This is a genomic window from Streptomyces sp. ADI95-16 (assembly GCF_003721495.1).
GTDB classification, from domain to species: domain Bacteria; phylum Actinomycetota; class Actinomycetes; order Streptomycetales; family Streptomycetaceae; genus Streptomyces; species Streptomyces goshikiensis.
The window spans coordinates 2144648-2168815 of the sequence record NZ_CP033581.1 but is presented as its reverse complement, the minus strand read 5'-3'; the positions used below and the strand labels follow the sequence as shown (position 1 = coordinate 2168815).

The 24168-nt window shown below is 71.8% G+C and carries 20 protein-coding genes; 11 read left to right on the top strand and 9 right to left on the bottom strand.

All coding sequences use genetic code 11. The annotated features are described in order from the left end of the window. Positions 1 to 113 precede the first annotated feature (113 nt). The 3 genes from EES41_RS09355 (at position 114) to EES41_RS09345 (ending at position 2685) form a co-directional block, all read left to right on the top strand. Complete coding sequence (locus tag EES41_RS09355; RefSeq protein ID WP_037797276.1) at positions 114 to 1439, top strand: M20/M25/M40 family metallo-hydrolase; 1326 nt, start codon at positions 114 to 116, stop codon at positions 1437 to 1439. A gap of 130 nt (positions 1440 to 1569) precedes the next feature. Beyond that, positions 1570 to 1803, top strand: coding sequence for a chaplin (locus EES41_RS09350; protein WP_123077193.1), 234 nt, complete (start codon positions 1570 to 1572; stop codon positions 1801 to 1803). Positions 1804 to 1953: 150 nt separating this feature from the next. After that, the gene (locus tag EES41_RS09345) at positions 1954 to 2685 is read left to right on the top strand and encodes a chaplin family protein (protein ID WP_123077191.1); all 732 of its coding nucleotides are present in this window, start codon (positions 1954 to 1956) and stop codon (positions 2683 to 2685) included. 37 nt (positions 2686 to 2722) lie between these two features. Here EES41_RS09345 and EES41_RS09340 read toward each other — a convergent pair whose 3' ends face one another. Then, entirely contained in the window at positions 2723 to 2911 is a 189-nt protein-coding gene (locus tag EES41_RS09340) for a DUF5703 family protein (protein WP_073774709.1), read from the bottom strand. Between the two features lie 47 nt (positions 2912 to 2958). On the opposite strand from EES41_RS09340, the gene EES41_RS09335 reads away from it, so the two are divergent. Then, positions 2959 to 3642, top strand: a complete 684-nt coding sequence (locus tag EES41_RS09335) for a hypothetical protein (RefSeq protein ID WP_123077189.1) — start codon at positions 2959 to 2961, stop codon at positions 3640 to 3642. 81 nt (positions 3643 to 3723) lie between these two features. Here EES41_RS09335 and EES41_RS09330 read toward each other — a convergent pair whose 3' ends face one another. Then, the gene (locus tag EES41_RS09330) at positions 3724 to 6213 is read right to left on the bottom strand and encodes a helix-hairpin-helix domain-containing protein (RefSeq protein WP_123077187.1); all 2490 of its coding nucleotides are present in this window, start codon (positions 6211 to 6213) and stop codon (positions 3724 to 3726) included. Then, positions 6210 to 7202 (bottom strand): aldo/keto reductase, encoded by a 993-nt coding sequence (locus tag EES41_RS09325; protein ID WP_123077185.1) that lies wholly within the window; start codon positions 7200 to 7202, stop codon positions 6210 to 6212. Before EES41_RS09325 ends, EES41_RS09330 begins: the two co-directional genes overlap by 4 nt. 99 nt (positions 7203 to 7301) lie before the next feature. Here EES41_RS09325 and EES41_RS09320 point away from each other — a divergent pair, with 99 nt between their 5' ends. Next, positions 7302 to 8351: an LLM class F420-dependent oxidoreductase gene (locus tag EES41_RS09320; protein ID WP_123077182.1), complete on the top strand. Its 1050-nt coding sequence runs from the start codon at positions 7302 to 7304 to the stop codon at positions 8349 to 8351. 232 nt (positions 8352 to 8583) lie between these two features. Next, positions 8584 to 9405: a ferritin-like domain-containing protein gene (locus EES41_RS09315; protein ID WP_123077180.1), complete on the top strand. Its 822-nt coding sequence runs from the start codon at positions 8584 to 8586 to the stop codon at positions 9403 to 9405. Here the strand turns inward: EES41_RS09315 and corA are convergent. Beyond that, positions 9383 to 10366: a magnesium/cobalt transporter CorA gene (gene corA, locus EES41_RS09310; protein WP_164495795.1), complete on the bottom strand. Its 984-nt coding sequence runs from the start codon at positions 10364 to 10366 to the stop codon at positions 9383 to 9385. The two genes, EES41_RS09315 and corA, sit on opposite strands and share 23 nt — an antisense overlap. A 62-nt stretch (positions 10367 to 10428) precedes the next feature. Between corA and EES41_RS09305 the strand changes: the two genes are divergently transcribed. The 4 genes from EES41_RS09305 (at position 10429) to mshC (ending at position 13959) form a co-directional block, all read left to right on the top strand. Continuing rightward, the gene (locus EES41_RS09305; RefSeq protein ID WP_073774697.1) at positions 10429 to 11151 is read left to right on the top strand and encodes a histidine phosphatase family protein; all 723 of its coding nucleotides are present in this window, start codon (positions 10429 to 10431) and stop codon (positions 11149 to 11151) included. Positions 11152 to 11228: 77 nt separating this feature from the next. Next, a complete protein-coding gene (locus EES41_RS09300; RefSeq protein WP_008741937.1) occupies positions 11229 to 11819 on the top strand; it encodes a DUF3090 domain-containing protein in 591 nt (196 codons plus the stop codon). A 5-nt stretch (positions 11820 to 11824) separates the two neighbouring features. Further along, positions 11825 to 12619 (top strand): SCO1664 family protein, encoded by a 795-nt coding sequence (locus tag EES41_RS09295; RefSeq protein ID WP_123077176.1) that lies wholly within the window; start codon positions 11825 to 11827, stop codon positions 12617 to 12619. A gap of 110 nt (positions 12620 to 12729) precedes the next feature. After that, positions 12730 to 13959 carry a cysteine--1-D-myo-inosityl 2-amino-2-deoxy-alpha-D-glucopyranoside ligase gene (mshC, locus tag EES41_RS09290; protein ID WP_123077174.1) on the top strand — a complete coding sequence of 410 codons (1230 nt, stop codon included), beginning with the start codon at positions 12730 to 12732 and terminating at the stop codon, positions 13957 to 13959. 134 nt (positions 13960 to 14093) lie between these two features. Here the strand turns inward: mshC and EES41_RS09285 are convergent, their stop codons facing one another. The 5 genes from EES41_RS09285 to EES41_RS09265 form a co-directional block, all read right to left on the bottom strand. Then, on the bottom strand, positions 14094 to 15098 hold the full coding sequence (locus tag EES41_RS09285) for a PAC2 family protein (RefSeq protein ID WP_123077172.1): 1005 nt from the start codon (positions 15096 to 15098) through the stop codon (positions 14094 to 14096). A 127-nt stretch (positions 15099 to 15225) separates the two neighbouring features. Continuing rightward, positions 15226 to 16833, bottom strand: coding sequence for a glycerol-3-phosphate dehydrogenase/oxidase (locus EES41_RS09280; protein WP_008741933.1), 1608 nt, complete (start codon positions 16831 to 16833; stop codon positions 15226 to 15228). 40 nt (positions 16834 to 16873) lie between these two features. Then, complete coding sequence (glpK, locus tag EES41_RS09275) at positions 16874 to 18400, bottom strand: glycerol kinase GlpK (protein WP_174261661.1); 1527 nt, start codon at positions 18398 to 18400, stop codon at positions 16874 to 16876. Positions 18401 to 18479: 79 nt separating this feature from the next. Further along, entirely contained in the window at positions 18480 to 19262 is a 783-nt protein-coding gene (locus EES41_RS09270; protein ID WP_008741931.1) for an MIP/aquaporin family protein, read from the bottom strand. A gap of 314 nt (positions 19263 to 19576) precedes the next feature. Continuing rightward, entirely contained in the window at positions 19577 to 20344 is a 768-nt protein-coding gene (locus EES41_RS09265) for an IclR family transcriptional regulator (RefSeq protein ID WP_073796019.1), read from the bottom strand. Between the two features lie 249 nt (positions 20345 to 20593). On the opposite strand from EES41_RS09265, the gene metH reads away from it, so the two are divergent. After that, a complete protein-coding gene (gene metH, locus EES41_RS09260) occupies positions 20594 to 24106 on the top strand; it encodes a methionine synthase (RefSeq protein WP_123077170.1) in 3513 nt (1170 codons plus the stop codon). Positions 24107 to 24168: the final 62 nt, after the last annotated feature.

The window sequence follows — 24168 nt, the reverse complement described above, 5'->3', positions numbered from 1 at the left end:
AACATTCCGGGGCCCCGATCACACCCCCCATCGGCCGGGGATCGTCCTTGGGGAGAGCGGCCCGGAGCGGGAGGATGGGAGGAGTCCGGTACCGATCAGTGGGAGGAAGCAGCGTGAGCGAGACGAGCGCGGGCAGGACCGTATCCGGCGAGGACGAGGTGGTCGACCTCTGCCGGGACCTCATCCGGATCGACACCAGCAACTACGGCGACCATTCCGGTCCCGGCGAGCGGAAGGCGGCCGAGTGGGTCGCCGAGCAGCTCGCCGAGGTCGGCCTGGAGCCGCAGATCTTCGAATCGCACAAGGGGCGCGCCTCGACCATCGCGCGCATCGAGGGCGAGGACCCCTCGCGGCCCGCGCTGCTCATCCACGGGCACACCGACGTGGTCCCGGCCAACGCGGCGGACTGGACGTACGACCCGTTCGCGGGCGAGATCGCCGACGGGTGCCTGTGGGGCCGCGGCGCGGTCGACATGAAGGACATGGACGCGATGACGCTCGCCGTCGTGCGCGACCGGATGCGCAGCGGCCGCAAGCCCCCGCGGGACATCGTGCTGGCCTTCCTCGCCGACGAGGAGGCGGGCGGCATCCACGGGGCCCGCTACCTCGTGGACAAGCACCCCGGGCTGTTCGAGGGCGTGACCGAGGCGATCGGCGAGGTCGGCGGCTTCTCGTTCACCGTCAACGAGAACCTGCGGCTCTACCTCGTCGAGACCGCGCAGAAGGGCATGCACTGGATGCGGCTCACGGTGGAGGGCACCGCCGGCCACGGGTCGATGACGAACAACGACAACGCGATCACCGAGCTCTGCGAGGCCGTCGGCCGGCTCGGCCGCCACACCTGGCCGGTGCGCGTGACCAAGACCGTACGGTCCTTCCTCGACGAGCTCTCGGACGCCCTCGGGACCCCCCTCGACCCCGACGACATGGACGCCACGCTCGCCAAGCTGGGCGGCATCGCCAAGATGGTCGGCGCCACCCTGCGCAACTCGGCCGCCCCGACGATGCTGGGGGCCGGCTACAAGGTCAACGTCATCCCCGGCCAGGCCACCGCGCACGTGGACGGCCGTTTCCTGCCGGGCTACGAGGAGGAGTTCTTCGCCGACCTCGACCGGATCCTCGGCCCGCGCGTGAAGCGGGAGGACGTCCACGGGGACCGGGCGCTGGAGACGGACTTCGACGGCAGGCTCGTGGACGCCATGCAGGGCGCCCTCAAGGCCGAGGACCCGATCGCGCGCGCGGTCCCGTACATGCTCTCGGGCGGCACGGACGCGAAGTCCTTCGACGACCTCGGGATCCGCTGCTTCGGCTTCGCGCCGCTGCGGCTGCCCCCGGAGCTCGACTTCGCCGGGATGTTCCACGGTGTGGACGAGCGCGTTCCGTTGGACGGGCTGAAGTTCGGCGTGCGCGTGCTCGACCGATTCATTGACAACGCCTGAGATTCGGGTGGGTGTGCGGATTCCACTGAGAAGAGTGAATGCGCTCATACGCTCGTAGCCCTGGTGATCCCTCCTCGTTACAGGTGGTGCGGTCCGCGGCTGGGACCGCACTTGCCTACTAGGAGGAACAATGCTCAAGAAGGTTGTCGCCGCTGCGGCTGCCACCGGTGGTCTGCTGCTCGCTGGTGCGGGCCTGGCTTCCGCCGACGCGGGTGCCCAGGGTGCGGCCATCGGCTCCCCCGGTGTGCTGTCCGGCAACGTCGTTCAGGTCCCGGTCCACATCCCGGTCAACGTCTGCGGCAACACCGTGAACGTCGTCGGTCTGCTGAACCCGGCCTTCGGCAACGCCTGCGTCAACGCCTGACGCGTCTGAAGTTCTGGCCCCGGAGCGCATTCCAGCGTTCCGGGGCCGCCGGGCTTTCAGGCCCGGAATCCGATCTTTTCGGCGTGCGCCGCGGGGGAGCCGGTACGGCCGGTACGCCGACCGAACGACCACATCAGGGGACGAGTACAGATGCGACAGGTCACCAGGAAGACGCTGGTCACGATGGCGGCGGCGGGTGGTGTTCTCGCCCTGGGCGGGGGCTACGCACACGCCGACTCCGGCGCGGCGGCGTCCGGGCGCGCCGCGAATTCGCCGGGCCTACTGTCCGGCAACCATGTGCAGGCGCCCGTCGACGTGCCGGTGAACGCCTGCGGGAACACGGTCACGGTGGTGGGAGGGCTGAACCCGGCCTTCGGCAACCACTGCGCGAACACCGCCCAGCCGACGAGGCCGGACAGGCCGAACCCTCCCGGGAACCCCGGTACCCCCGGGAACCCCGGTACCCCCGGGACCCCGGCCCAGCCCGATGAGCCGGACGAGCCCTGCGACGACGATGAGCCCGGCCACCCTGGGAACCCCGGTACACCGGGCCACCCCAGCCACCCGGGACACCCGGGGAACCCCGGCCACCCGGGGAACCCCGGCACACCTGGCACCCCCGGAAACCCCGGCACGCCCGGTACCCCCGAAACCCCGGGTACCCCCGGAAACCCCGGCACTCCGGGGCAGCCGGGCACGCCGGGCACGCCGGGAACTCCGGCCACTCCGGCCACTCCGAGTACGCCCGTAACCCCCACGGCCCCCGGCCAGTCGCTGGCGGCCACCGGCGCCGGTGACGTCCTCAGCGCGGGCGTACCGCTCGCCGGCGGCCTGCTGCTCGGCGGCACCGTGCTCTACCGGCGGGCGCGCAACGCCGCCTGACCTGCTCGTACGACGCGGGCCCCGCCCGGGGCCCGCGTCACCAGGTGGCGCGTACCTGGCGGATGATCCGGCGGCGCAGCCGCACCCGGCGGCTGCCGTCCCGGTGCAGGCTCAGCCGGTCGAGTTCCCAGTTCCCGTACTCGGCATGATCGGTCAGCAGGCGGGTCGCCTCCTTGCGAGGAACCCCGCGCGGTACGTACACGTCGACGAATTCGTATTCCGGCATCGCATCTATTGTGCAAGCAGAGCCCTGCTACGGATAGCGTCTGCACTATGTCTGATGCCGCTCTGCCCACTGTTGCCGAGGTACGCGCCGCCGCCGAGGCGGTCAAGGCCGCGCTCGACCGTCACCTCGCCGCGGTCGAGAGCAGGACCGGGGAGGAGGACCCGGCCGTCTACGCGGCGTTCAACGAACTCGCCGCCGCCGCCGAGGAGTACGACGAGCTCCTCTACGACCGGTACGACGAGGTCACCCCGTTCGAGATCCCCACGCCCGAGGACCCCGTCCCGTACACCGGGCCCGCCGAGCCCGCCTCCTTCAGCGTGCTCATCCGCCGCGACTACGCCGTCGTGGAACCGCAGCGGCTGATCGCCCAGGCCGAGCGCCTCACCGCGCTCGACCGCGACGCCGACCTCGATGAGGACGCCGGTTCCGCCGGTGCGCTGGGGGTGCTCTTCGGGGAGTACGAGCCCGATGAAATCGCCTCCCGGTACAAGGAGTTCGGTCTGGAGGAGGGCGATTCCACGCTCTGGATCGCGACCTCGGAGGAGGTCGCGGAACCGGGGGAGTGGCTCAACTCCCCCTTCGGGCACACCGATCCGCAGGACGTCCTGCACCGCTTCGACGTGAGCTCCGTCTTCGACGAGGAGTCGGAGGACTACGAGGACGACGAGGCGGCCGAGGAGGAGGACGAGGAGGACGACGAGCCCGTGGAGCCCGGTCTCGCCCCCGCCTAGGCCCCCTTCGAGGCCCGTCGGCCCCGGCCCGGCGGCCGTTGCCGCGAGCGGCCCCCGCCCACCGGGCGGGGGCCGCTCGCGTCACTCCCCGGGCTTTTCCCGCGCCGCCTCGGCCAGGGCGCTCAGCAGGCCCGTGAGCCGGGTCGTGCGCGGCTTCGGCGGCACCTGCGCGACGGCGTGCGCCAGCGCCTGGTCCACGCCGTGCACGACGGACAGGTGCCGCTCGGCCCGCCCGAACGCGGTGTAGACCCAGTCCCGCGACAGCGCCTGCGCCGCGTCCCCCGGCAGGACGACGACCACCGCCGGCCAGCGCGCGCCGACCGCCTGGTGCGCGGTCACGGCCCAGCCGTGCCGGACCTGCGACTCCACCCGCTCCTTCGGTACGACGATCCGCGCGCCGGCGGCGTCCAGGTGCAGCCCCCGCGCGTCGGCCGAGACCACCGTCGCCGGGACCGCCCGCCCGGGCGACGGTACGTGGACCACCCGGTCACCCGGGTCGAAGCCGCCGAACCGGCCCGGGCCGGGGTTCAGCCGCTCCTTGAGGGCGGTGTTCAGGGTGCGGGTCCCGGCGGAACCGCCGTGGCCCGGGGTGATGACCTGGACGCTGTCCGCCGGGACCCCGAAGGCGCGCGGCACCGACTCGGCCACCAGCTGCACGGTGCGGTGCACGGCCTCCCCGGCGTCGCGCACCGGGACGATGACGACCTCCTTGCCGGGCGCGTCGACCTGGTTCAGCTCCCCGATCCCGATGCCGGAGACGAGCTCGCCGACCGGGCCGGGGTCGGGGACGCGGGAGACCACCTGGGGGCAGGCGCGGGCGGCCAGGACATCGGCGAACACCCGCCCCGGCCCCGCGGACCCGAGGACTCCGGGGTCCCCGGAGAGCACCAGGCGGGCCCCGTCGGGGACGGACTCGACCAGCGCGGCCGCCGTCTCCACGTCCAGCTGCGGGGCGTCCAGGACGATGAGCAGGTCCAGCGCGAACTGTCCGTCGGCGTCGCGGCCGGGGCCCTCGGTGCCGGCGAGCAGCCCGGCCGTGGTGACGGCGTCGGGGGCGGGGGCGTGCGCCGCCAGGCAGACGCGCAGGCCGAGCGCCCGGGCGGCCGCCGCCAGGGCCCGCGGCTCGGCGCGGGCGGCCTCGCCGCCGGTGTGGGTGACCAGGCCGTGGCCCGCGGCGGCCCGGATCAGCTCGGAGCCGTCGCCCCAGTCCGCCGGGGTGTCGAAGCCGTTGGCCAGCCGGGCGAGGCCGTCGGCCAGGCTCTCCTCGGCCAGGGCGTACCCCTCCAGGCCCACGAGCACCCGTACGGGCCCGGCGTCTTCCCCGGCCTCCTCGCCCTCTTCCGCCTCTTCGGCTTCCGCTTCCTCGCCCTCGTTGAAGACGAGCACGGCGCCGTCGCCGATGGCCCGTTCCAGGGCCTCGGCCGGTGCCGGTACGCCGTACTGCGCGAGGGCGGACTCCAGGGTGGGCGCCTCCAGGGCGGTGTGTCCCTTGAGCGCGGCCTGCTCCAGCAGCCAGCCGACGAGGGCGGCGGCGCGGCGTTCGTCGGCGGGGCCGGTGTCGGGGCCGAGCAGGGCGCGGGCGAACCCGTCAGCCTGGGTGGGGCGGACCCCGGCGACGGCGAGGAGCCGCCAGGGGTCTTCGGCGAGCAGGTCGGCGGCGTCCTCGCCGAGGGCGGTCGCGGCGGCGCCGGCCAGGGCCGCGGGGGCTCCGCCGCGGGCGAGCACGGCCTCCACGGCGGCGACGGCGTCGGGCGTGGGCCCGGCGGCGGGCTCCGGGTTCCGGGGCGGCGGGGGAGCGGTGGCGGCGACGGCCTTGCGGGGCGCGGCCGGTGCGTCGTCGAAGTACAGGGCGGGCGGCTTCTCGCCGCCCTCCACGGCCCGTACGGCGGCCAGCAGGTCGGCGGCCTTGCCGCTGAGCTTGCCGCCGGCCTCGACGGGCGCCTGCCGCTCCGCCTTGCGGCGGGCGATGCGCTCGCGCTCGACCTTCTGCGCGGCCAGCTCGGCCGCCGCCTCGCTCACGGCGGGCGTCTCACCCCCCGCGGGACTCTTCCCCGCCCCCTCGTCCCCGACTCCGTCGGCTTCACCCACCGCCGACTCGGTGTCGCCGTCCGTCGGCTGGGCGTCGGCCGCCGCCGGCTCGGTGTCACTGTCCACCGGCTGGGCGTCGCCCACCGTCGGCTCGGCGCCGTCGGCTGCCGGCTCGGCGTCGGCCGTCACCGGCTCGGTGTCACCGTCCACCGGCTGGGCGTCGCCCACCGTCGGCTCGGTGCCATCGGCCGTCGGTGCGGCGGCGGGCTCGGCCTCCGGGGCGTCGGGTCCGGCTTCGGCGGAGTCGGCGGGCGTCGTCTCGGGGTCGGGCCGCGTCGCGGCGTCGGGGGTCTGGGGTTCCGGCCCCGGGCCTCCGTCCCCGGCCTCGGCCCCGGCTTCGGCGGAGTCGGTGGGGGTGGGTTCCGCTTCCGGGGATCCGGTGTCGGCTGGGCCGGAGGCGGCGGGGTCCGGGGACGGGGCGGACGGACCCGGGGTGGGGGTGGTCGGGTCGGCCGCGGAAGCGTCCGGGCGGTCCGTGCTCACAGCGTGCTCCAGTCCTGATCGGGGTAGCGGTGCACCGGCGCCGAAACGTCGTCCAGCGCCTGGCAGATCTCCTCCGGAAGACTAAGGGCCTCCACCGACAGCGCCGCCCCGAGCTGCGCCGCGGTCCGCGCGCCGACGACCGGCGCGACCACCCCCGGCCGGTCGCGGATCCACGCGAGCGCGACCTGGAGCGGGGTCACGGCCAGGCCCTGCGCGGCCGTCGCCACCGCGTCCACGATCCGGCCCGCCGCCTCGTCCAGGTACGGGTCCACGAACGCGGACAGGGTCGACGACGCGGCCCGGGAGTCCACCGGGGTGCCGTCGCGGTACTTGCCCGTCAGGACCCCCCGCCCCAGCGGGGAGGAGGGCAGCAGCCCGACGCCGAGGTCCAGCGCCGCCGGCAGCACCTCCCGCTCCACGCCCCGCTGGAGCAGGGAGTATTCCATCTGGGTCGACGCCAGCCGGGTCCGTACCCCGGGCGCCGCGAGCTGCCAGGTCGCCGCCTTCGCCAGCTGCCAGCCGCTGAACCCGGCCACCCCCGCGTACCGCGCCCGCCCGCTGCTCACCGCCAGGTCCACCGCCTGGAGGGTCTCCTCCAGCGGGGTCGCCGGATCGAAGGCGTGGACCTGCCACAGGTCCACGTGGTCCGTGCCGAGGCGGGCCAGCGAGTCGTCCAGCGCGGCCAGCAGGTGACCCCGGGAGCAGTCGACGCGGCGGTCCGGATCCCGTACCGATCCGGACTTCGTCGCGATCACCAGGTCGCGGCGCGGCACCAGGCCGTCCATCAGCTGCCCGAGGACGTACTCGGCCTCCCCGCCCCCGTACACGTCGGCGGTGTCGACGAGCGTGCCGCCCGCCTCCCAGAAGGCCTTCATCTGCTCGGCGGCGCCCGCCTCGTCCGGTCCGCCCGCGGAACGGCCCCAGGTCAGGGTGCCGAGGCCGATCCGGGACACGCGCAGGCCGGTGCGGCCGAGATGCCTCTGCTCCATGAGCGCTGAGACTACTGGGGCGCTGACGGAACGGACCTTGGCGCGCTACAGTCCCCGAAACGAACGTTACTGATCGGTAAACCGGTAAGGGGACGACACATGCGGCTCGGCATCAATCTCGGTTACTGGGGTGCGGGCATGGACGCCGACAACCTCGCCGTCGCCCAGGAGGCCGACCGCCTCGGATACGACGTCTGCTGGGCCGCCGAGGCCTACGGCTCGGACGCCGCCACCGTCCTCGCCTGGGTCGCCGCCCAGACCGAGCGCATCGACGTCGGCTCCGCGATCTTCCAGATCCCGGCCCGCCAGCCGGCGATGACGGCCATGACCGCCGCCACCCTCGACTCCCTCACCAAGGGCCGCTTCCGCCTCGGACTCGGCGTCTCCGGACCGCAGGTCTCCGAGGGCTGGTACGGCGTGAAGTTCGACAAGCCGCTCGCGCGGACCCGGGAGTACGTGGAGATCGTCCGCAAGGCCATGAGCCGCGAGCGGCTCTCGTACGAGGGGCAGCACTGGACCCTGCCGCTGCCCGGCGGCCCCGGCAAGCCGATCAAGCTCACCGTGCACCCGGAGCGCGAGCACATCCCGCTCTACATCGCCGCCATCGGGCCCAAGAACCTGGAGCAGACCGGCGAGATCGCCGACGGCGCCCTGCTGATCTTCCCCTCCGCCGCGCACCTGGAGGACACCGCGCTGCGGCACATCCGCGCGGGCCGGGAGAAGGCCGGGCTGTCCATGGACGGCTTCGACGTCTGCCCGACCGTCCCGCTGGCCGTCGGCGACGACGTCACGGCGCTCGCGGACACGTTCCGCCCGTACACCGCCCTGTACGTCGGCGGCATGGGCAGCCCCAAGCAGAACTTCTACAACCAGCTCGCCCAGCGCATGGGGTACGAGAAGGAGGCCGCCGAGATCCAGAGCAAGTACCTGGGCGGCGACAAGGCGGGTGCGGCCCAGGCCGTCCCGCACTCCCTCATCGACTCGACCACCCTGCTCGGCTCGGTCGAGCGGATCGCCGACGGGATGCGGGCCTACGCCGAGGCGGGGGTCACCACCCTCACGCTGGCCCCGGCCGGCTTCACCCTCGAAGAGCGGCTCACCGCGCTGCGCGCCGGCACGGAGGCCCTGGAGCGGGCCGGCCTGGCATAAGGCCCGCCCGGCGCGAGGCGGTTCGAGGGCCGGTTCAAGGGGGCGGTCCGAGGAGTGGTTCTGCGGCCGTGGTGGGGGCTCGGGGGTCTTCCCCGCCACGGCCGTCACAGCCAACAACGCGCGGGGCGCCCGCCGGGTTACGCCTCCGGCGCCGTCCCTTCGGTTCGTTCATTCGGCCGAGTAGTGCGACGTATCGGTTGCCCGTCCGGTAAAAGAGCATTTGACTCGGTTCATGCTCTCTGCCCGCAGCCTGTTCCAGGAGATCGTCGACCACGACGACGCCTTCCAGCTGTTCTGCTCCATTGCCGCCAGCGGGGAGTCCCAGGGCGGCTGGGAAAACGCCCGGATCGCGGCGCTGGTCCCGGCGGCCATGCGCGAACTCGGGCCCAAGATCGTCCGGCACGGCGCCGACGAGGACAAGCACGGCCGGATCTTCAACGCCCTGCTCCGCAAGCGCGGCCTGGAACCCGTACCGGTGCCGCCCGAGACCGACTACACGATGCTGCTGGAGCGGCGCGGCATCGGCCTCGCGCACGACAAGCTGCGCCGCGAGGAACCCCTCACCGAGCAGGACGTCGTCGTCTACCTCGCGCACAGCCGGGTCACCGAACAGCGCGCCGCCGACCAGATGGAGATGCTGGTCAGGTGCTTCGGGGACCACCCCGAACTCGGCAACGCCATCCGCATGATCAGCGACGACGAGTACAACCACCTCGCGTACTGCCACGAGGAACTGCTCAGGCTCGCCCGCGAGGGACACGGCCGGACGATCCAGCGGGTGCTGCGCGAGAGCGCGCTCACCGAGATCGGCATCTACCGGGACGTCAGCCTCGCCGTCATGGGGCACATGGGGCGGCTGCTGCGCTGGCCCGCGCCGAAGGCCGCCCTGCTCGCCGCCGGCATCCGCGGGATGTACGCCTACGAGCGGTTCAGCGGCTGGCACCGCATGGTCAGCCTGCGGATGCCCGAGCGGCGCGACGCCCTCGGCGGCGTACCGACGGCCGCGCCCGGATTCGCCCAGCCGACCGGCGCTACAGCCAGCCCCGGCTCTTGAACATCCGGTGCAGGCCGAGGCAAGCGCCCGCCATCAGCAGGATGACGCCCGGGTAGCCCCACGCGTGCCGGAGCTCCGGCATGTGGTCGAAGTTCATCCCGTAGATCCCCGCGACCATCGTCGGGACGGCCGCCATGGCCGCCCACGCCGAGATCTTGCGCATGTCGTCGTTCTGCCGGACGCCCATCTGCGCCAGGTGCGCGGCCAGCGCGTCCGACAGCAGCCGGTCCAGGCCCTCGATGTACTCGTTCGCCTTGGTCAGGTGGTCGGCGACGTCCCGGAAGAACGGCCGCGCGTGGTCGTGCACGAACGGCACGTCGCCGAAGGCGAGCCGGTCCATCGGCAGCAGCAGCGGGGTCGTGGCGCGCCGGAACTCCAGCACCTGCCGCTTGAAGGCGTAGATCCGGGCGGCGGTGTTCTTGGTGTCGGCGGCGTTCGGGGCGAAGACCTCCGCCTCCAGCTCCTCCAGGTCCGCCTGGAGCTCGGCGGCGACGTCGATGTAGTGGTCCACCACCGCGTCCGACACCGCGTACAGCACCGCCGTCGGCCCGTGCCGCAGCACGTTCGGCTCGTGCTCCAGGCGCTGCCGTACGGCGCTCAGCGCGGCCCCCTCGCCGTGCCGGACCGTGACCACGAAGGAGTCTCCGATGAACACCATCAGCTCGCCGGCGGTCACCGTGTCCCGGTCCTCGTCGTAGGACACGGGCTTGAGCACGACGAAGAGGGAGTCGTCGTAGACCTCCAGCTTCGGGCGCTGGTGCGCGGTCAGCGCGTCCTCCACCGCCAGCGGGTGCAGTCCGAACTCCTGGCTGACGTGCTCGAATTCCTTCTCCGTCGGCTCGTGCATGCCGATCCAGAGGAAGGCGTCGCCCGTCGCCCGCGCCTCGTCCAGGGCGTCCGAGAAATCCTCGGGAGCGTTCGAGCGACGGCCGTCCCGGTACATCGCGCAGTCCACAATCACCTGGGCATTGTTCCCTGCCCGGGGCCCACCCGCACACCCGTGCCACCGCTTAGGGTGGATCCATGGCCACGCTGATCCTCGTACGACACGGGCGGTCCACCGCCAACACCGCAGGGCTGCTCGCCGGATGGACCCCGGGAGTGGCGCTCGACGAGCGCGGCGCCGAGCAGGCCGCGGCGCTGCCCGCCAGGCTCGCCGGGGTGCCGCTCGCCGCCGCCGTCACCAGCCCCCTCCAGCGCTGCGGGGAGACCCTCGCGCCGCTGCTCGCCGCCCGCCCCGAACTGGCGCTGCACACGGACGAGCGCATCGGCGAATGCCACTACGGCGAGTGGTCGGGCCGCAAACTCTCCGAGCTCTCCGACGAACCGCTGATGAAGATCGTCCAGCAGCACCCGTCGGCCGCCGCCTTCCCCGGTGGCGAGTCCATGCGCGCCATGCAGGCCCGCGCGGTCGACTCCGTACGGGAGTGGAACGCGCGGATCGAGGAGGAGCACGGCGCCGACGCGCTCTTCCTGATGTGCTCGCACGGGGACATCATCAAGTCCCTTGTCGCGGACGCCCTGGGCATGCACCTGGACCTCTTCCAGCGGATCCACGTCGACCCCTGCTCGGTGACCGTGATCCGCTACACGCCCAGCCGCCCGTTCGTGCTCCGCCTCGGCGACACCGGGGACTTCGCCGGCTTCGTACCCCGCGACGAGCCGCCCGCCGCCGGTCCGGCCGCCGACAAAGCCGCCGAAGACGGGGGGATCGCGGTCGTGGGAGGCGGTGCGGGCGCGGTGTGATCGAACGGCGCAGTAGGGTGGACGGGCCCACGCAAGTGCGCAGCCCCGCCCTCGCCGCCGAGACTTGGAGACTGGACGTGCCCCGTCAGGTGTTCCTCTACGACCCGCCGGACCGCTTCGTGGCCGGTACGGTCGGTCTGCCGGGGCGCCGTACGTTCTTCCTACAGGCGTCCTCGGGCCCCCGGGTCACCAGTGTCTCCCTGGAGAAGACCCAGGTGGCGGCGCTGGCCGAGCGGATGGACGAGCTGCTGGACGAGGTCGTGCGGCGGACCGGCGGCAACGCCCCGGTGCCCGCGCTGGCCTCCACCGAGGCCGCCGACACCGCGCCGCTCGACGTGCCCGTCGAGGAGGAGTTCCGCGTCGGAACGATGGCCCTCGCCTGGGACGGCGAGGAACAGCGGATGATCGTCGAGGCACAGGCCCTGGTCGAGGTCGACGCCGACTCGGAGGAGGACCTCGCCGAGGCCGAGGAGCGGCTGCTCCAGGACGAGGAGAACGGCCCGCCGATGCTGCGGGTGCGCCTCTCCGGCGCCCAGGCCCGCGCCTTCGCCAAGCGGGCCCTGGACGTGGTCAACGCCGGCCGGCCGCCGTGCCCGCTGTGCAGCCTCCCGCTGGACCCCGAGGGGCACGTGTGTCCGCGCCAGAACGGGTACCGGCGCCAGGCGTGAGCCCCGTGACCCCGATCGAGGAGTTGCTCACCCGAGGTGAGCTCACCGTACGCGGACGGATCCGCGAGGCGTCCAACGCGGTACTGCTGTGCAGTGTCACGTACGAGGGCGTCAGCGCCGACTGCGTCTACAAGCCGGTCAAGGGCGAGCGGCCGCTCTGGGACTTCCCCGACGGCAACCTCGCCCAGCGCGAGCGCGCCGCCTACCTCGTCTCCGAGGCCACCGGATGGGGCCTGGTCCCCGCCACCGTGCTGCGCGACGGCCCGTACGGCGAGGGCATGGTCCAGCACTGGATCGAGGCGGGCGAGACCCCCGAGGCCGGACTGCTCGCGCTCGTCGAGGGCGAGGAGGCGGACGACGGCTGGAAGCCGGTCGCCTTCGCCGAGGTCGGCGAGGGCCGCACCGCCCTCCTCGTCCACGCCGACGACCCCCGGTTGCGCCGGCTCGCCGTCCTCGACGCGGTGATCAACAACGGCGACCGCAAGGGCGGCCACCTGCTGCCCGCGCCCGACGGACGCCTCTACGGCATCGACCACGGAGTGACCTTCCACACCGAGGACAAGCTGCGCACCCTCCTGTGGGGGTGGGCGGGGGAGCCGCTGACCGACGAGGCCCGCGAGGTGCTGGCCTCGCTGGACGCCCGGCTGGCCGACGGGGAGCCCCTCGCCACCCGGCTGGCCGAACTGATCACCCCCGTCGAGCTGGCCGCCGTACGGGGCCGGGTGGCGCAGCTGCTGCGCACGGGAGTGCACCCGCGGCCCTCCGGTCAGTGGCCCGCCATTCCCTGGCCGCCGGTCTGAACCGGCCGGGCGCCACAGGCACAGAACCGGCAGGACCGCAAGACCTTCCATCACGCCAACAGCGCAGGTCCGGTTCGTTTTAGGAACACCCGTCCGGTTAGGCTCGACACATGCATGCCTGGCCCGCTTCCGAGGTCCCCGCCCTTCCTGGCAAGGGCCGCGACCTCAAGATCCACGACACCGCGACCCAGGGGACGATCACCCTCGCCCCCGGTCCCGTCGCCCGTATCTATGTCTGCGGCATCACCCCGTACGACGCGACCCACATCGGTCACGCGGCGACCTACAACGCGTTCGACCTCGTGCAGCGCGTGTGGCTCGACACCAAGCGGCAGGTCCACTACGTCCAGAACGTCACGGACGTCGACGACCCGCTCCTTGAGCGGGCGCTGCGCGACGGCCAGGACTGGACCGAGCTCGCCGAGCGCGAGACCGCCCTCTTCCGCGAGGACATGACCGCCCTGCGGATGCTGCCGCCGCAGCACTACATCGGCGCCGTCGAGGCCATACCGGGCATCGTGCCGCTGGTGGAGCGGCTGCGCGACGCCGGCGCGGCGTACGAGCTGGACGGCGACATCTACTTCTCCGTCGAATCCGACCCGAACTTCGGCCAGGTCTCCAACCTGGACGCGCAGGCGATGCGGCTGCTCTCCGCGGAGCGGGGCGGCGACCCCGACCGGGCCGGGAAGAAGGACCCCCTCGACCCGATGCTGTGGATGGCCGCCCGCCCGGGCGAGCCGAGCTGGGACGGCGCATCGCTGGGCCGCGGCCGGCCCGGCTGGCACATCGAGTGCGTCGCCATCGCCCTGGACCACCTCGGCATGGGCTTCGACATCCAGGGCGGCGGATCCGACCTGGCGTTCCCGCACCACGAGATGGGCGCCTCGCACGCACAGGTCCTGACGGGCGAGTTCCCGATGGCCAAGGCGTACGTCCACGCGGGCATGGTCGCGCTGCACGGCGAGAAGATGTCGAAGTCCAAGGGCAACCTGGTCTTCGTCTCGACGCTGCGGCGGGCGGGCGTCGACCCGGCCGCGATCCGGCTCGCGCTGCTCTCGCACCACTACCGCGCCGACTGGGAGTGGACCGACGAGGTCCTCGCCGAGGCCGTGGCCCGGCTGGAGCGCTGGCGCGCGGCCGTGTCCCGCCCGGACGGCATCTCCGCCGACGCCATGGTCGAGGAGGTCCGCGAGGCCCTGGCGAACGACCTGGACGCGCCTGCCGCGCTGGCGGCCGTGGACCGCTGGGTCGAGCGGCAGATCGCCACGGACGGCGACGACGAGGCGGCCCCCGGCCTTGTCTCCCGCACGGTCGACGCCCTCCTGGGCGTGGCCCTGTAGCCGCCTGCGGGCCGGGTTCCGGGGGCGCTGCCCCCGGAACCCCGCGCCCCGAACGCCGACGGGGCTGATCTCTCAGCCCCGTCGGCGTTCGAGGCGCCGGGGTGTGGGGCCGAGCCCCACGAGACGCCGAGAGGCTACGCCCCGTCAGGCTCCGGCGGGGTGTCCGGCTCGTCCGGCTCCGGGCTGTCGCCCGACGGGCCCGGTTCGGGGTCCGGCCTGCGCTTCGGGGGCCGGGGGAGGCCCCCCGAGGTGTCGCGCAGGTACGAACCGTCACCCGGCTCCGTCGAGGACGGCCCGGCCGGGTCCCGGCGCCGCAAGTACCGCTCGAACTCCCGGGCGATCGCGTCGCCCGAGGCCTCCGGCAGGTCCGCAGTGTCCCGCGCCTCCTCCAGCGTCTGGACGTACTCCGCCACCTCGCTGTCCTCGGCCGCCAGTTGGTCCACGCCCAGCTGCCAGGCCCGCGCGTCCTCCGGGAGTTCGCCCAGCGGGATCCGGATGTCGATCAGGTCCTCCAGCCGGTTCAGCAGCGCCAGCGTCGCCTTAGGGTTCGGCGGCTGCGACACGTAGTGCGGCACCGCCGCCCACAGTGACACCGCCGGAACACCCGCGTGCGTACAGGCCTCCTGGAGCACCCCCACGATGCCCGTGGGCCCCTCGTAGCGGGTCTCCTCCAGGTCCATCGTCCGCGCCAGATCCGCGTCGGAGGTCACCCCGCTCACCGGAACCGGGCGCGTGTGCGGAGTGTCCCCGAGCAGCGCGCCCAGGATGACCACCATCTCCACGCCCAGCTCGTGCGCGAATCCGAGGAGCTCGTTGCAGAACGACCGCCAGCGCATGGAGGGTTCGATCCCCCGCACCAGCACCAGGTCACGCGGCTTGGCCCCGCCGATGCGCACCACCGACAGCCGGGTCGTCGGCCAGGTGATCTTCCGTACCCCGTTGTCCAGCCACACCGTCGGCCGGTTGACCTGGAAATCGTAGTAGTCCTCGGCGTCCAGAGCCGCGAAGACCTCGCCCTTCCACTCCCGGTCCAGGTGCGCCACCGCACCGGAGGCCGCGTCACCCGCGTCGTTCCAGCCCTCGAACGCGGCCACCATGACCGGGTCGATCAGCTCGGGCACGCCCTCAAGCTCGATCACCCAGGTCTCCTTCCGAAGTTCCCTTGTGTACGTGGGCCAGCCTAAGCCTTGGGACGACACCAGCCACAGCCCACGACAGAGGGGCGGTTCCCCTCGGAACCGCCCCTCTTCCCCACCTGCGTGAGAGCTATGCCTTGTCGCCCAGCATCTTCTCGACCCGGCCGCGCACATCGGCGTCGTCCAGGCCGCGGATCGTCACCGTCGTACGGCGGCGCAGCACGTCGTCGACCGTCTCGGCCCACTCGTTGTCACGGGCGTAGGCGACCTGCGCCCAGATCTCGGGACCGTCCGGGTGGATCCGCTCGGCCAGCGCCGGGTCCTCGTTCGCGAGCCGCGCGATGTCGAAGGCCAGCGAGCCGTAGTGGGAGGCCAGGTGACGGGCGGTCAGCGGGTCCATCCGGGAGCCCGGCTCGCGGTCCACCAGCAGGCGGTGGGCCACGGCGTTCGGGTTGGCGACACCGGGCAGCGCGATCCGGCGCACGAGCGACTTCACCGGCTCCATGTCCTCGGTCAGCGGGCTGCCGGGGAGCTTGGCCAGCTTGTCCATGACCACACGGCCGATGTGGCGGTACGTCGTCCACTTGCCGCCGGCCACCGACAGCATGCCGCCGGCGCCCTCGGAGACGACCGTCTCGCGCTTGGCCTTCTCGACGCCGCCGGGGCCGCCGGGCAGCACCCGCAGGCCGGCGAAGGCGTACGTCATCAGCGAGCGGTCCAGGTCGGCGTCCTTCACCGAGAAGGCGGCCTCGTCGAGGATCTGCTGGATGTCGGCCTCGGTGGCGCGCACGTCCGCCGGGTCGCCCTCGTACACCTCGTCGGTGGTGCCGAGCAGCAGCTGGTCCTCCCACGGGAGGGCGAAGGTGATGCGGTACTTGTCGATCGGGGTGGCCATGGCGGCCTTCCACGGCGACTTGCGCTTCATGACGATGTGCGCGCCCTTGGACAGGCGGATCGACGGCATCGAGTGCTTGTCTTCCATGCGCCGCAGGTGGTCCACCCACGGGCCGGTGGCGTTGAGCACGACGCGCGCGTCGATCCCGAACTCGGTGCCGTCGAGGCGGTCCTTGAGCTCGGCACCGCTGACCCGGCCCCGCGTCGTGCGCAGACCGGTGACCTCGGCGTGGTTGAGGACGACGGCGCCCGACTCGACGGCCGCGCGGACCGTCATGACGGCGACGCGGGAGTCGTTCATCTGGTGGTCGTAGTAGACCGCGACGGCCTTGAGGTTGTCCGTCTTCAGACCCGGGTTGTCGGCGACGGCACGGGCCGGGGATATGACCTTGCCCATGCCGTCGCCGAAGGCCGAGAGGGCGGAGTAGGCGAAGACACCCGCGCCCAGCTTGGCCGCGCCCACCGGACCGCCCTTGTAGACGGGCAGGTAGAAGGTGAGCGGGTTGACCAGGTGCGGGGCCACGTCCTTGGCCAGCACCCGGCGCTCGTGGTGGTTCTCCGCGACCAGCTTGACCGCGCCGGTCTGCAGGTAGCGCAGGCCGCCGTGGACGAGCTTGGAGGAGGCCGAGGAGGTGGCGCCGGCGAAGTCGCCGGCGTCCACCATGGCAACCCGCAGACCCGACTGCGCGGCGTGCCAGGCCACCGAGGTGCCCAGGATCCCACCGCCGATGACCAGCAGGTCGTACGTGGCCTTCGCCAGCTGCTCGCGGGTCTCGGATCGGCTCGCGTTGGCACCGGCGGTCGGGTGCGTACCCAGTGCGGGAACGCTCTGCAGGCTGCTCATATCTCTCTTAGCTCCTCGTCGATTGACTCAGCTGGTGTGGTCAGCTGGCGTCTTCGTCGTCGATCCAGCCCATGGACCGCTCGACGGCCTTGAGCCAGTTCTTGTACTCGCGGTCCCGCTGTTCGGCGGGCATCCGCGGGGTCCACTCCGCCGCGCGGCGCCAGTTGGCGCGCAGGGCGTCGGTGTCGGGCCAGAAGCCGACGGCCAGGCCGGCGGCGTAGGCGGCGCCGAGGCAGGTGGTCTCCGCGACCATGGGACGGACCACGGGGGCGTCCACGAAGTCGGAGAGGGTCTGCATCAGCAGGTTGTTGGAGGTCATGCCGCCGTCGACCTTGAGGGCCGCGAGGTCGACGCCCGAGTCCTTGGTCATGGCGTCGGTGATCTCACGGGTCTGCCAGGCGGTGGCCTCCAGGACGGCACGGGCGATGTGCGCCTTGGTGACGTACCGGGTGAGGCCGGCGATCACACCGCGGGCGTCGGAGCGCCAGTACGGGGCGAACAGGCCGGAGAAGGCCGGCACGAAGTAGGCGCCGCCGTTGTCCTCGACCGAGGACGCGAGGGTCTCGATCTCGGCCGCGGTCTTGATCATGCCCATCTGGTCGCGCATCCACTGGACGAGCGAGCCGGTGACGGCGATGGAGCCCTCCAGCGCGTAGACCGGCTGCTGGTCGCCGATCTTGTAGCCGACCGTGGTCAGCAGGCCGCTGTAGGAGTTGATGACCTTGTCGCCGGTGTTCATGAGCATGAACGTGCCGGTGCCGTAGGTGGACTTGGCCTCGCCCTCGGCGAAACAGGTCTGGCCGAAGAGGGCGGCCTGCTGGTCACCGAGCGCCGAGGCGACCGGGACACCGGCGAGGACGCCGTCCTTGACGTGGCCGTAGACCTCGGCGGAGGACTTGATCTCGGGGAGGATGTCCAGCGGCACCTCCATGGACTCCGCGATCTTGGCGTCCCACTCCAGGGAGTGCAGGTTCATCAGCATGGTGCGCGAGGCGTTGGTGACGTCCGTGACGTGCACACCGCCCTGGGCGCCACCGGTGAGGTTCCAGATGACCCAGGAGTCCATGGTGCCGAAGAGGATGTCGCCGGCGGCGGCGCGCTCGCGCAGGCCCTCGACGTTGTCGAGCAGCCAGCGGGCCTTCGGGCCGGCGAAGTAGCTCGCCAGCGGCAGGCCCGTCTCGCGGCGGAAGCGGTCCTGGCCGACGTTGCGGCCGAGCTCCCTGCACAGGGCGTCGGTGCGGGTGTCCTGCCACACCAGCGCGTTGTGGACCGGCTCGCCGGTGTTCTTGTCCCACAGGACGGTGGTCTCGCGCTGGTTGGTGATGCCGACCGCCTTGACGTCGGCGGCGGTGATCTCGGCCTTGGCGATGGCGCCGGCGACGACCTCCTGGACGTTGGTCCAGATCTCGGTGGCGTCGTGCTCGACCCAGCCCGGCTTCGGGAAGATCTGCTCGTGCTCCTTCTGGTCGACGGCGACGATGCGGCCGTCGCGGTCGAAGACGATGCAGCGGGAGGAGGTGGTGCCCTGGTCGATCGCGGCGATGAAGGGGCCGGTGCTGTGCGTCATGGTGGCTGCTCCTGGCAGGGTCTCTAAGTAGGCGGAATCAGGACTGCGGTGCGGATCTTGCGATACGAGCCGATGCTGATCAGGCGAACGCGATGTTGTACAGACCACCGGCGATGACGGCACCGACGAGCGGGCCGACGACCGGGATCCAGGAGTATCCCCAGTCCGAGCCGCCCTTGTTGGGCAGCGGCAGCAGGGCGTGGACGATGCGCGGACCGAGGTCGCGGACCGGGTTGATGGCGTAGCCGGTCGGACCGCCGAGCGAGAGGCCGATGCCGACGACCACGAAGGAGGTGATCAGGACGCCGATGACGCCGAGGCCCTTGCCGCCGTCCTGGAGGCCCTGGGTGAGGATCGCCAGGACCAGGACGGCGGTGCCTATGATCTCGGTCGCGAGGTTCTGGACGACGTTGCGGATCTCGGGGCCGGTGGAGAAGACGCCGAGCACCGGGCCGGCCTGGTCGTGCGGGTGCGGGTCCTCCGGGCCGAGCTTGGCGTCACGGATGTGCTCCGGGTCCGACAGGTGCGCCAGGAACTGGCCGTAGTAGGTGACCCACATCAGGACGGCGCCGAGCATGGCGCCGAGGAGCTGACCGGCGAAGTACACCGGTACGTCGCTCCAGTCGCTGTTCTTGATGGCGAGGCCGACGGTGACCGCCGGGTTGAGGTGCGCACCGGAGAGCGGCGCGGACACGTAGGCGGCGATCAGTACGGCGAAACCCCAGCCGAAGGTGATCGCGAGCCAGCCCGCGTTCCGGGCCTTGGAGCTCTTCAGCGTGACGGCGGCGCAGACGCCACCACCGAGCAGGGTGAGCAGGGCGGTACCGATGGTCTCGCCGATGAAGATGTCGGAGCTGGACACCCGCGACTCCTTTGTCTTACGTCCAGGGGTGGGCGGACACCGGGTCCCTCCGGTGGTCCACGCACTCGGTGAGTGCTGCACCGGTCCTTGGCCTTGCCACAGCCTAACGCGTATTGCCGGTAGCTGTTCGACAATGCCGACCGATGAACGGCAGTTTTCATCCCGGGTGAAGAACGCGTCAAGGGTTGACCAGGTCAAAAGTCGGATCGTTACCACACGGTACGATCGCCCAAAATCGGCCATCCCATGATCAGAAAATGGCGAAATGCACCCCATTGGCGCATGGATCGGCCAGGGGTGCACTCAAAGCAAGGTCAGAACCGGCCCGCGCCAAGGTCGCGCGAAACCGACCGGGCGCAGTCCCGGACCGAGGCCACCAGGGCCGGCCGGGGCTCGCCGGACTCCCCGCAGACCCGCTCCACGGCCCCCGCGACGGCGACCGCGCCGACGGGCATCCGGCGCCGGTCGTATATGGGCGCCGCCACCGAGGCGATGCCGTCCCAGGTCTCCTCGACGTCCGAGGCCCAGCCGCGGGCCCGGGTCAGGTCCAGCACTTCCTCGAAACCGGCGGGGTCCGTGACCGTACGGGGAGTGAACGCCTCGCGCTCCGCCTCCACGGCCTCCGTGTGGGCCACCGGGTCGAACGCCGACAGCACCTTGCCCAGGGCCGTGGAGTGCAGCGGCTGCATGGCCCCCACCTCCAGCACCTGGCGGCTGTCGTCGGGCCGGAACACGTGGTGCATGATCAGCACCCCGCTCTTGTGCAGCACGCCCACGTACACGCTCTCGCCGCTCGCCCGGGCCAGGTCGTCCGTCCACACCAGGGCGCGGGCCCGCAGCTCGTGGACGTCCAGATAGCTGTTGCCCAGGCGCAGCAGCTCCGCGCCCAGCTGGTAGCGGCCGGAGGCGGGGTCCTGCTCCACGAAGCCCTCGGCCTGCAGGGTGCGCAGGATCCCGTGCGCGGTGCCCTTGGCGAGGCCCAGGGCGCCCGCCACGTCCGAGAGTCCCAGCCGGCGCTCGCCGCCCGCCAGGAGCCGCAGCATCGCAGCGGCTCGTTCGAGCGACTGGATGTTCCGTGCCATCGTGCAGCCTCCTGCTGACGTAGTTCGACAATGCTGAACAGTATCGGTCGATGTCGACCTCGCGCACGAAGTGCCGCTCTTCAGGACAGCCGGTTTCGGCCATGCCGGGAAGACCCCACGCCCAGAATGCAGTCCGCCACGTGGGACACCTCCACCGGGGCCGTTGCCGCGCGGTTACCCTGACCGCGTGCACCCTGGACACAGAAGGGGTGTAAAGCCGACAGCCGTCGCATTCCAGGGAGCTCAGTCATGGCCTCGTTGCCGAACCTGCCCACCGACCCGCAGAACCGGGCCGATGCCCTCCGAGAGGCGCTCGCGACCCGCGTGGTCGTCGCCGACGGAGCCATGGGAACGATGCTCCAGGCGCAGGACCCCACCCTTGAGGACTTCCAGAACCTCGAAGGCTGCAACGAGGTCCTCAACGTCACCCGCCCCGACATCGTGCGCTCCGTCCACGAGGAGTACTTCTCCGTCGGCGTGGACTGCGTGGAGACCAACACCTTCGGCGCCAACTTCGCCGCCCTCGCCGAGTACGACATCCCCGAGCGCAACTTCGAGCTCTCGGAATCCGGCGCCCGCATCGCCCGCGAGGTCGCCGACGAGTTCACCACCGCCACCGGGCAGCAGCGCTGGGTCCTCGGCTCGATGGGCCCCGGCACCAAGCTCCCCACCCTCGGCCACATCGACTACGCGACCATCCGCGACGCCTACCAGACCAACGCCGAGGGCCTGATCTCCGGCGGCGCCGACGCGCTGCTCGTCGAGACCACCCAGGACCTCCTCCAGACCAAGTCCTCCATCATCGGCGCCCGGCGCGCCATGGAGGCCCTCGGCATCAGCGTGCCGCTGATCTGCTCGGTCACCGTCGAGACCACCGGCACCATGCTGCTGGGCTCCGAGATCGGCGCGGCCCTCACCTCGCTGGAGCCGCTGGGCATCGACATGATCGGCCTGAACTGCGCCACCGGCCCCGCGGAGATGAGCGAGCACCTGCGCTACCTCGCCCGCAACTCCCGGATCCCGCTGTCCTGCATGCCGAACGCCGGCCTGCCCGTCCTCGGCAAGAACGGCGCGCACTACCCGCTGTCCGCGAGCGAGCTCGCCGACGCCCAGGAGACCTTCGTCCGCGAGTACGGCCTGTCCCTGGTCGGCGGCTGCTGCGGCACGACCCCGGAGCACCTGCGCCAGGTCGTCGAGCGGGTCCGTGACCTGAGCCCCGTCACCCGGGTGCCGCAACCGGAGCCCGGCGCTTCCTCCCTCTACCAGACGGTGCCGTTCCGGCAGGACACCGCGTACATGGCGATCGGCGAGCGGACGAACGCCAACGGGTCCAAGAAGTTCCGCGAGGCCATGCTGGAAGCCCGCTGGGACGACTGCGTGGAGATGGCTCGCGACCAGATCCGCGAGGGCGCGCACATGCTCGACCTGTGCGTGGACTACGTGGGCCGCGACGGCGTCGCCGACATGCGGGAGCTGGCCGGCCGGTTCGCCACCGCCTCGACGCTGCCGATCGTCCTGGACTCCACCGAGGTTCCCGTCATCCAGGCCGGCCTGGAGAAGCTCGGCGGCCGCGCCGTCATCAACTCCGTCAACTACGAGGACGGCGACGGCCCGGAGTCCCGCTTCGCCAAGGTCACCCGGCTGGCGCAGGAGCACGGCGCCGCGCTGATCGCCCTCACCATCGACGAGGAGGGCCAGGCCCGCAGTGTCGAACACAAGGTCGCCATCGCCGAACGGCTCATCGACGACCTGACGGGGAACTGGGGCATCCACGAGTCGGACATCCTCATCGACACCCTGACCTTCACCATCTGCACCGGCCAGGAGGAGTCCCGCGGGGACGGCATCGCCACGATCGGGGCGATCCGCGAGCTCAAGCGCCGCCACCCGGACGTCCAGACCACCCTCGGCCTGTCGAACATCTCCTTCGGCCTCAACCCGGCCGCGCGCGTGCTGCTGAACTCCGTCTTCCTCGACGAGTGCGTCAAGGCCGGCCTGGACTCCGCGATCGTCCACGCCAGCAAGATCCTCCCCATCGCCCGCTTCGACGAGGAGCAGGTGGGCACCGCCCTCGACCTGATCTACGACCGGCGGGCGGAGGGCTACGACCCGCTCCAGAAGCTGATGGCCCTCTTCGAGGGCGTCAACACCAAGTCCCTCAAGGCCGGCCGCGCCGAGGAGCTCCTCGCGCTGCCCCTGGACGAGCGGCTCCAGCGCCGGATCATCGACGGCGAGAAGAACGGCCTGGAGGCCGACCTCGACGAGGCCCTCCAGACCCGCCCGGCCCTCGACATCGTCAACGACACCCTCCTGGAGGGCATGAAGGTCGTCGGCGAGCTCTTCGGCTCCGGCCAGATGCAGCTCCCCTTCGTCCTCCAGTCGGCGGAGGTCATGAAGACGGCCGTCGCCTACCTCGAACCGCACATGGAGAAGACCGACGACGAGGGCAAGGGCACCATCGTGCTGGCCACCGTCCGGGGCGACGTCCACGACATCGGCAAGAACCTCGTCGACATCATCCTCACCAACAACGGCTACAACGTCGTGAACATCGGCATCAAGCAGCCGGTGTCCGCGATCCTCGAAGCCGCGGAGGAGCACAAGGCCGACGTCATCGGGATGTCCGGACTCCTCGTGAAGTCGACCGTGATCATGAAGGAGAACCTGGAGGAGCTGAACCAGCGCAAGCTGGCCGCCGACTACCCGGTGATCCTCGGCGGCGCCGCCCTCACCCGCGCCTACGTCGAACAGGACCTCCACGAGATCTACGAGGGCGAGGTCCGCTACGCCCGCGACGCCTTCGAGGGCCTGCGCCTGATGGACGCCCTCATCGCCGTCAAGCGCGGAGTCCCCGGCGCCACGCTCCCCGAGCTCAAGCAGCGCCGCGTCGCCAAGCGCGACACTCCCGCCCTCCAAGTGGAGGAACAGCAGGAGCCGGGCGGCCGCTCCGACGTCTCCGTCGACAACCCGGTCCCCACCCCGCCGTTCTGGGGCACCCGCGTCGTCAAGGGCATCCCCCTCAAGGACTACGCCTCCTGGCTCGACGAGGGCGCCCTCTTCAAGGGCCAGTGGGGCCTCAAGCAGGCCCGCGCCGGCGGCGCCACGTACGAGGAGCTCGTCGAGAACGAGGGCCGGCCGCGGCTGCGCGGCCTGCTCGACAAGCTGCACACCGAGAACCTGCTCGAAGCGGCCGTGGTCTACGGCTACTTCCCCTGCGTCTCCAAGGGCGAGGACCTGATCATCCTCGACGACTCCGGGAACGAGCGGACCCGCTTCACCTTCCCGCGCCAGCGCCGCGGCCGCCGCCTGTGCCTCGCGGACTTCTTCCGCCCGGAGGAGTCCGGAGAGACCGACGTGGTCGGCCTCCAGGTGGTGACCGTCGGGTCGAAGATCGGCGAGGCCACCGCCAAGCTCTTCGAGTCCGATTCCTACCGCGACTACCTGGAGCTGCACGGACTGTCCGTCCAGCTCGCCGAGGCCATGGCCGAGTACTGGCACGCCCGCGTCCGCGCCGAACTCGGCTTCGGCGGCGAGGACCCGGCCGCGGTCGAGGACATGTTCGACCTCAAGTACCGCGGCGCCCGCTTCTCCCTCGGCTACGGCGCCTGCCCCGACCTGGAGGACCGCGCCAAGATCGCCGACCTCCTCCAGCCGGAGCGGATCGGCGTCCACCTCTCCGAGGAGTTCCAGCTCCACCCGGAGCAGTCCACCGACGCGATCGTCATCCACCACCCCGAAGCGAAGTATTTCAACGCACGCTGACGCGGACCGACGTACACTTGTCGGTCCCATACAGGCCGGTCGCCTGTTCCCCGGGGGAATGC

Coding starts and splice junctions, on each gene's coding strand:
- EES41_RS09320 (WP_123077182.1), top strand. CDS start 7,302: ATGCGGCTCGGCATCAATCTCGGTTACTGGGGTGCGGGCATGGACGCC.
- EES41_RS09280 (WP_008741933.1), bottom strand. CDS start 16,833: ATGAGCAGCCTGCAGAGCGTTCCCGCACTGGGTACGCACCCGACCGCC.
- EES41_RS09305 (WP_073774697.1), top strand. CDS start 10,429: ATGGCCACGCTGATCCTCGTACGACACGGGCGGTCCACCGCCAACACC.
- EES41_RS09335 (WP_123077189.1), top strand. CDS start 2,959: ATGTCTGATGCCGCTCTGCCCACTGTTGCCGAGGTACGCGCCGCCGCC.
- EES41_RS09325 (WP_123077185.1), bottom strand. CDS start 7,202: ATGGAGCAGAGGCATCTCGGCCGCACCGGCCTGCGCGTGTCCCGGATC.
- EES41_RS09345 (WP_123077191.1), top strand. CDS start 1,954: ATGCGACAGGTCACCAGGAAGACGCTGGTCACGATGGCGGCGGCGGGT.
- EES41_RS09315 (WP_123077180.1), top strand. CDS start 8,584: ATGCTCTCTGCCCGCAGCCTGTTCCAGGAGATCGTCGACCACGACGAC.
- EES41_RS09340 (WP_073774709.1), bottom strand. CDS start 2,911: ATGCCGGAATACGAATTCGTCGACGTGTACGTACCGCGCGGGGTTCCT.
- metH (WP_123077170.1), top strand. CDS start 20,594: ATGGCCTCGTTGCCGAACCTGCCCACCGACCCGCAGAACCGGGCCGAT.
- EES41_RS09350 (WP_123077193.1), top strand. CDS start 1,570: ATGCTCAAGAAGGTTGTCGCCGCTGCGGCTGCCACCGGTGGTCTGCTG.
- mshC (WP_123077174.1), top strand. CDS start 12,730: ATGCATGCCTGGCCCGCTTCCGAGGTCCCCGCCCTTCCTGGCAAGGGC.
- EES41_RS09265 (WP_073796019.1), bottom strand. CDS start 20,344: ATGGCACGGAACATCCAGTCGCTCGAACGAGCCGCTGCGATGCTGCGG.
- glpK (WP_174261661.1), bottom strand. CDS start 18,400: ATGACGCACAGCACCGGCCCCTTCATCGCCGCGATCGACCAGGGCACC.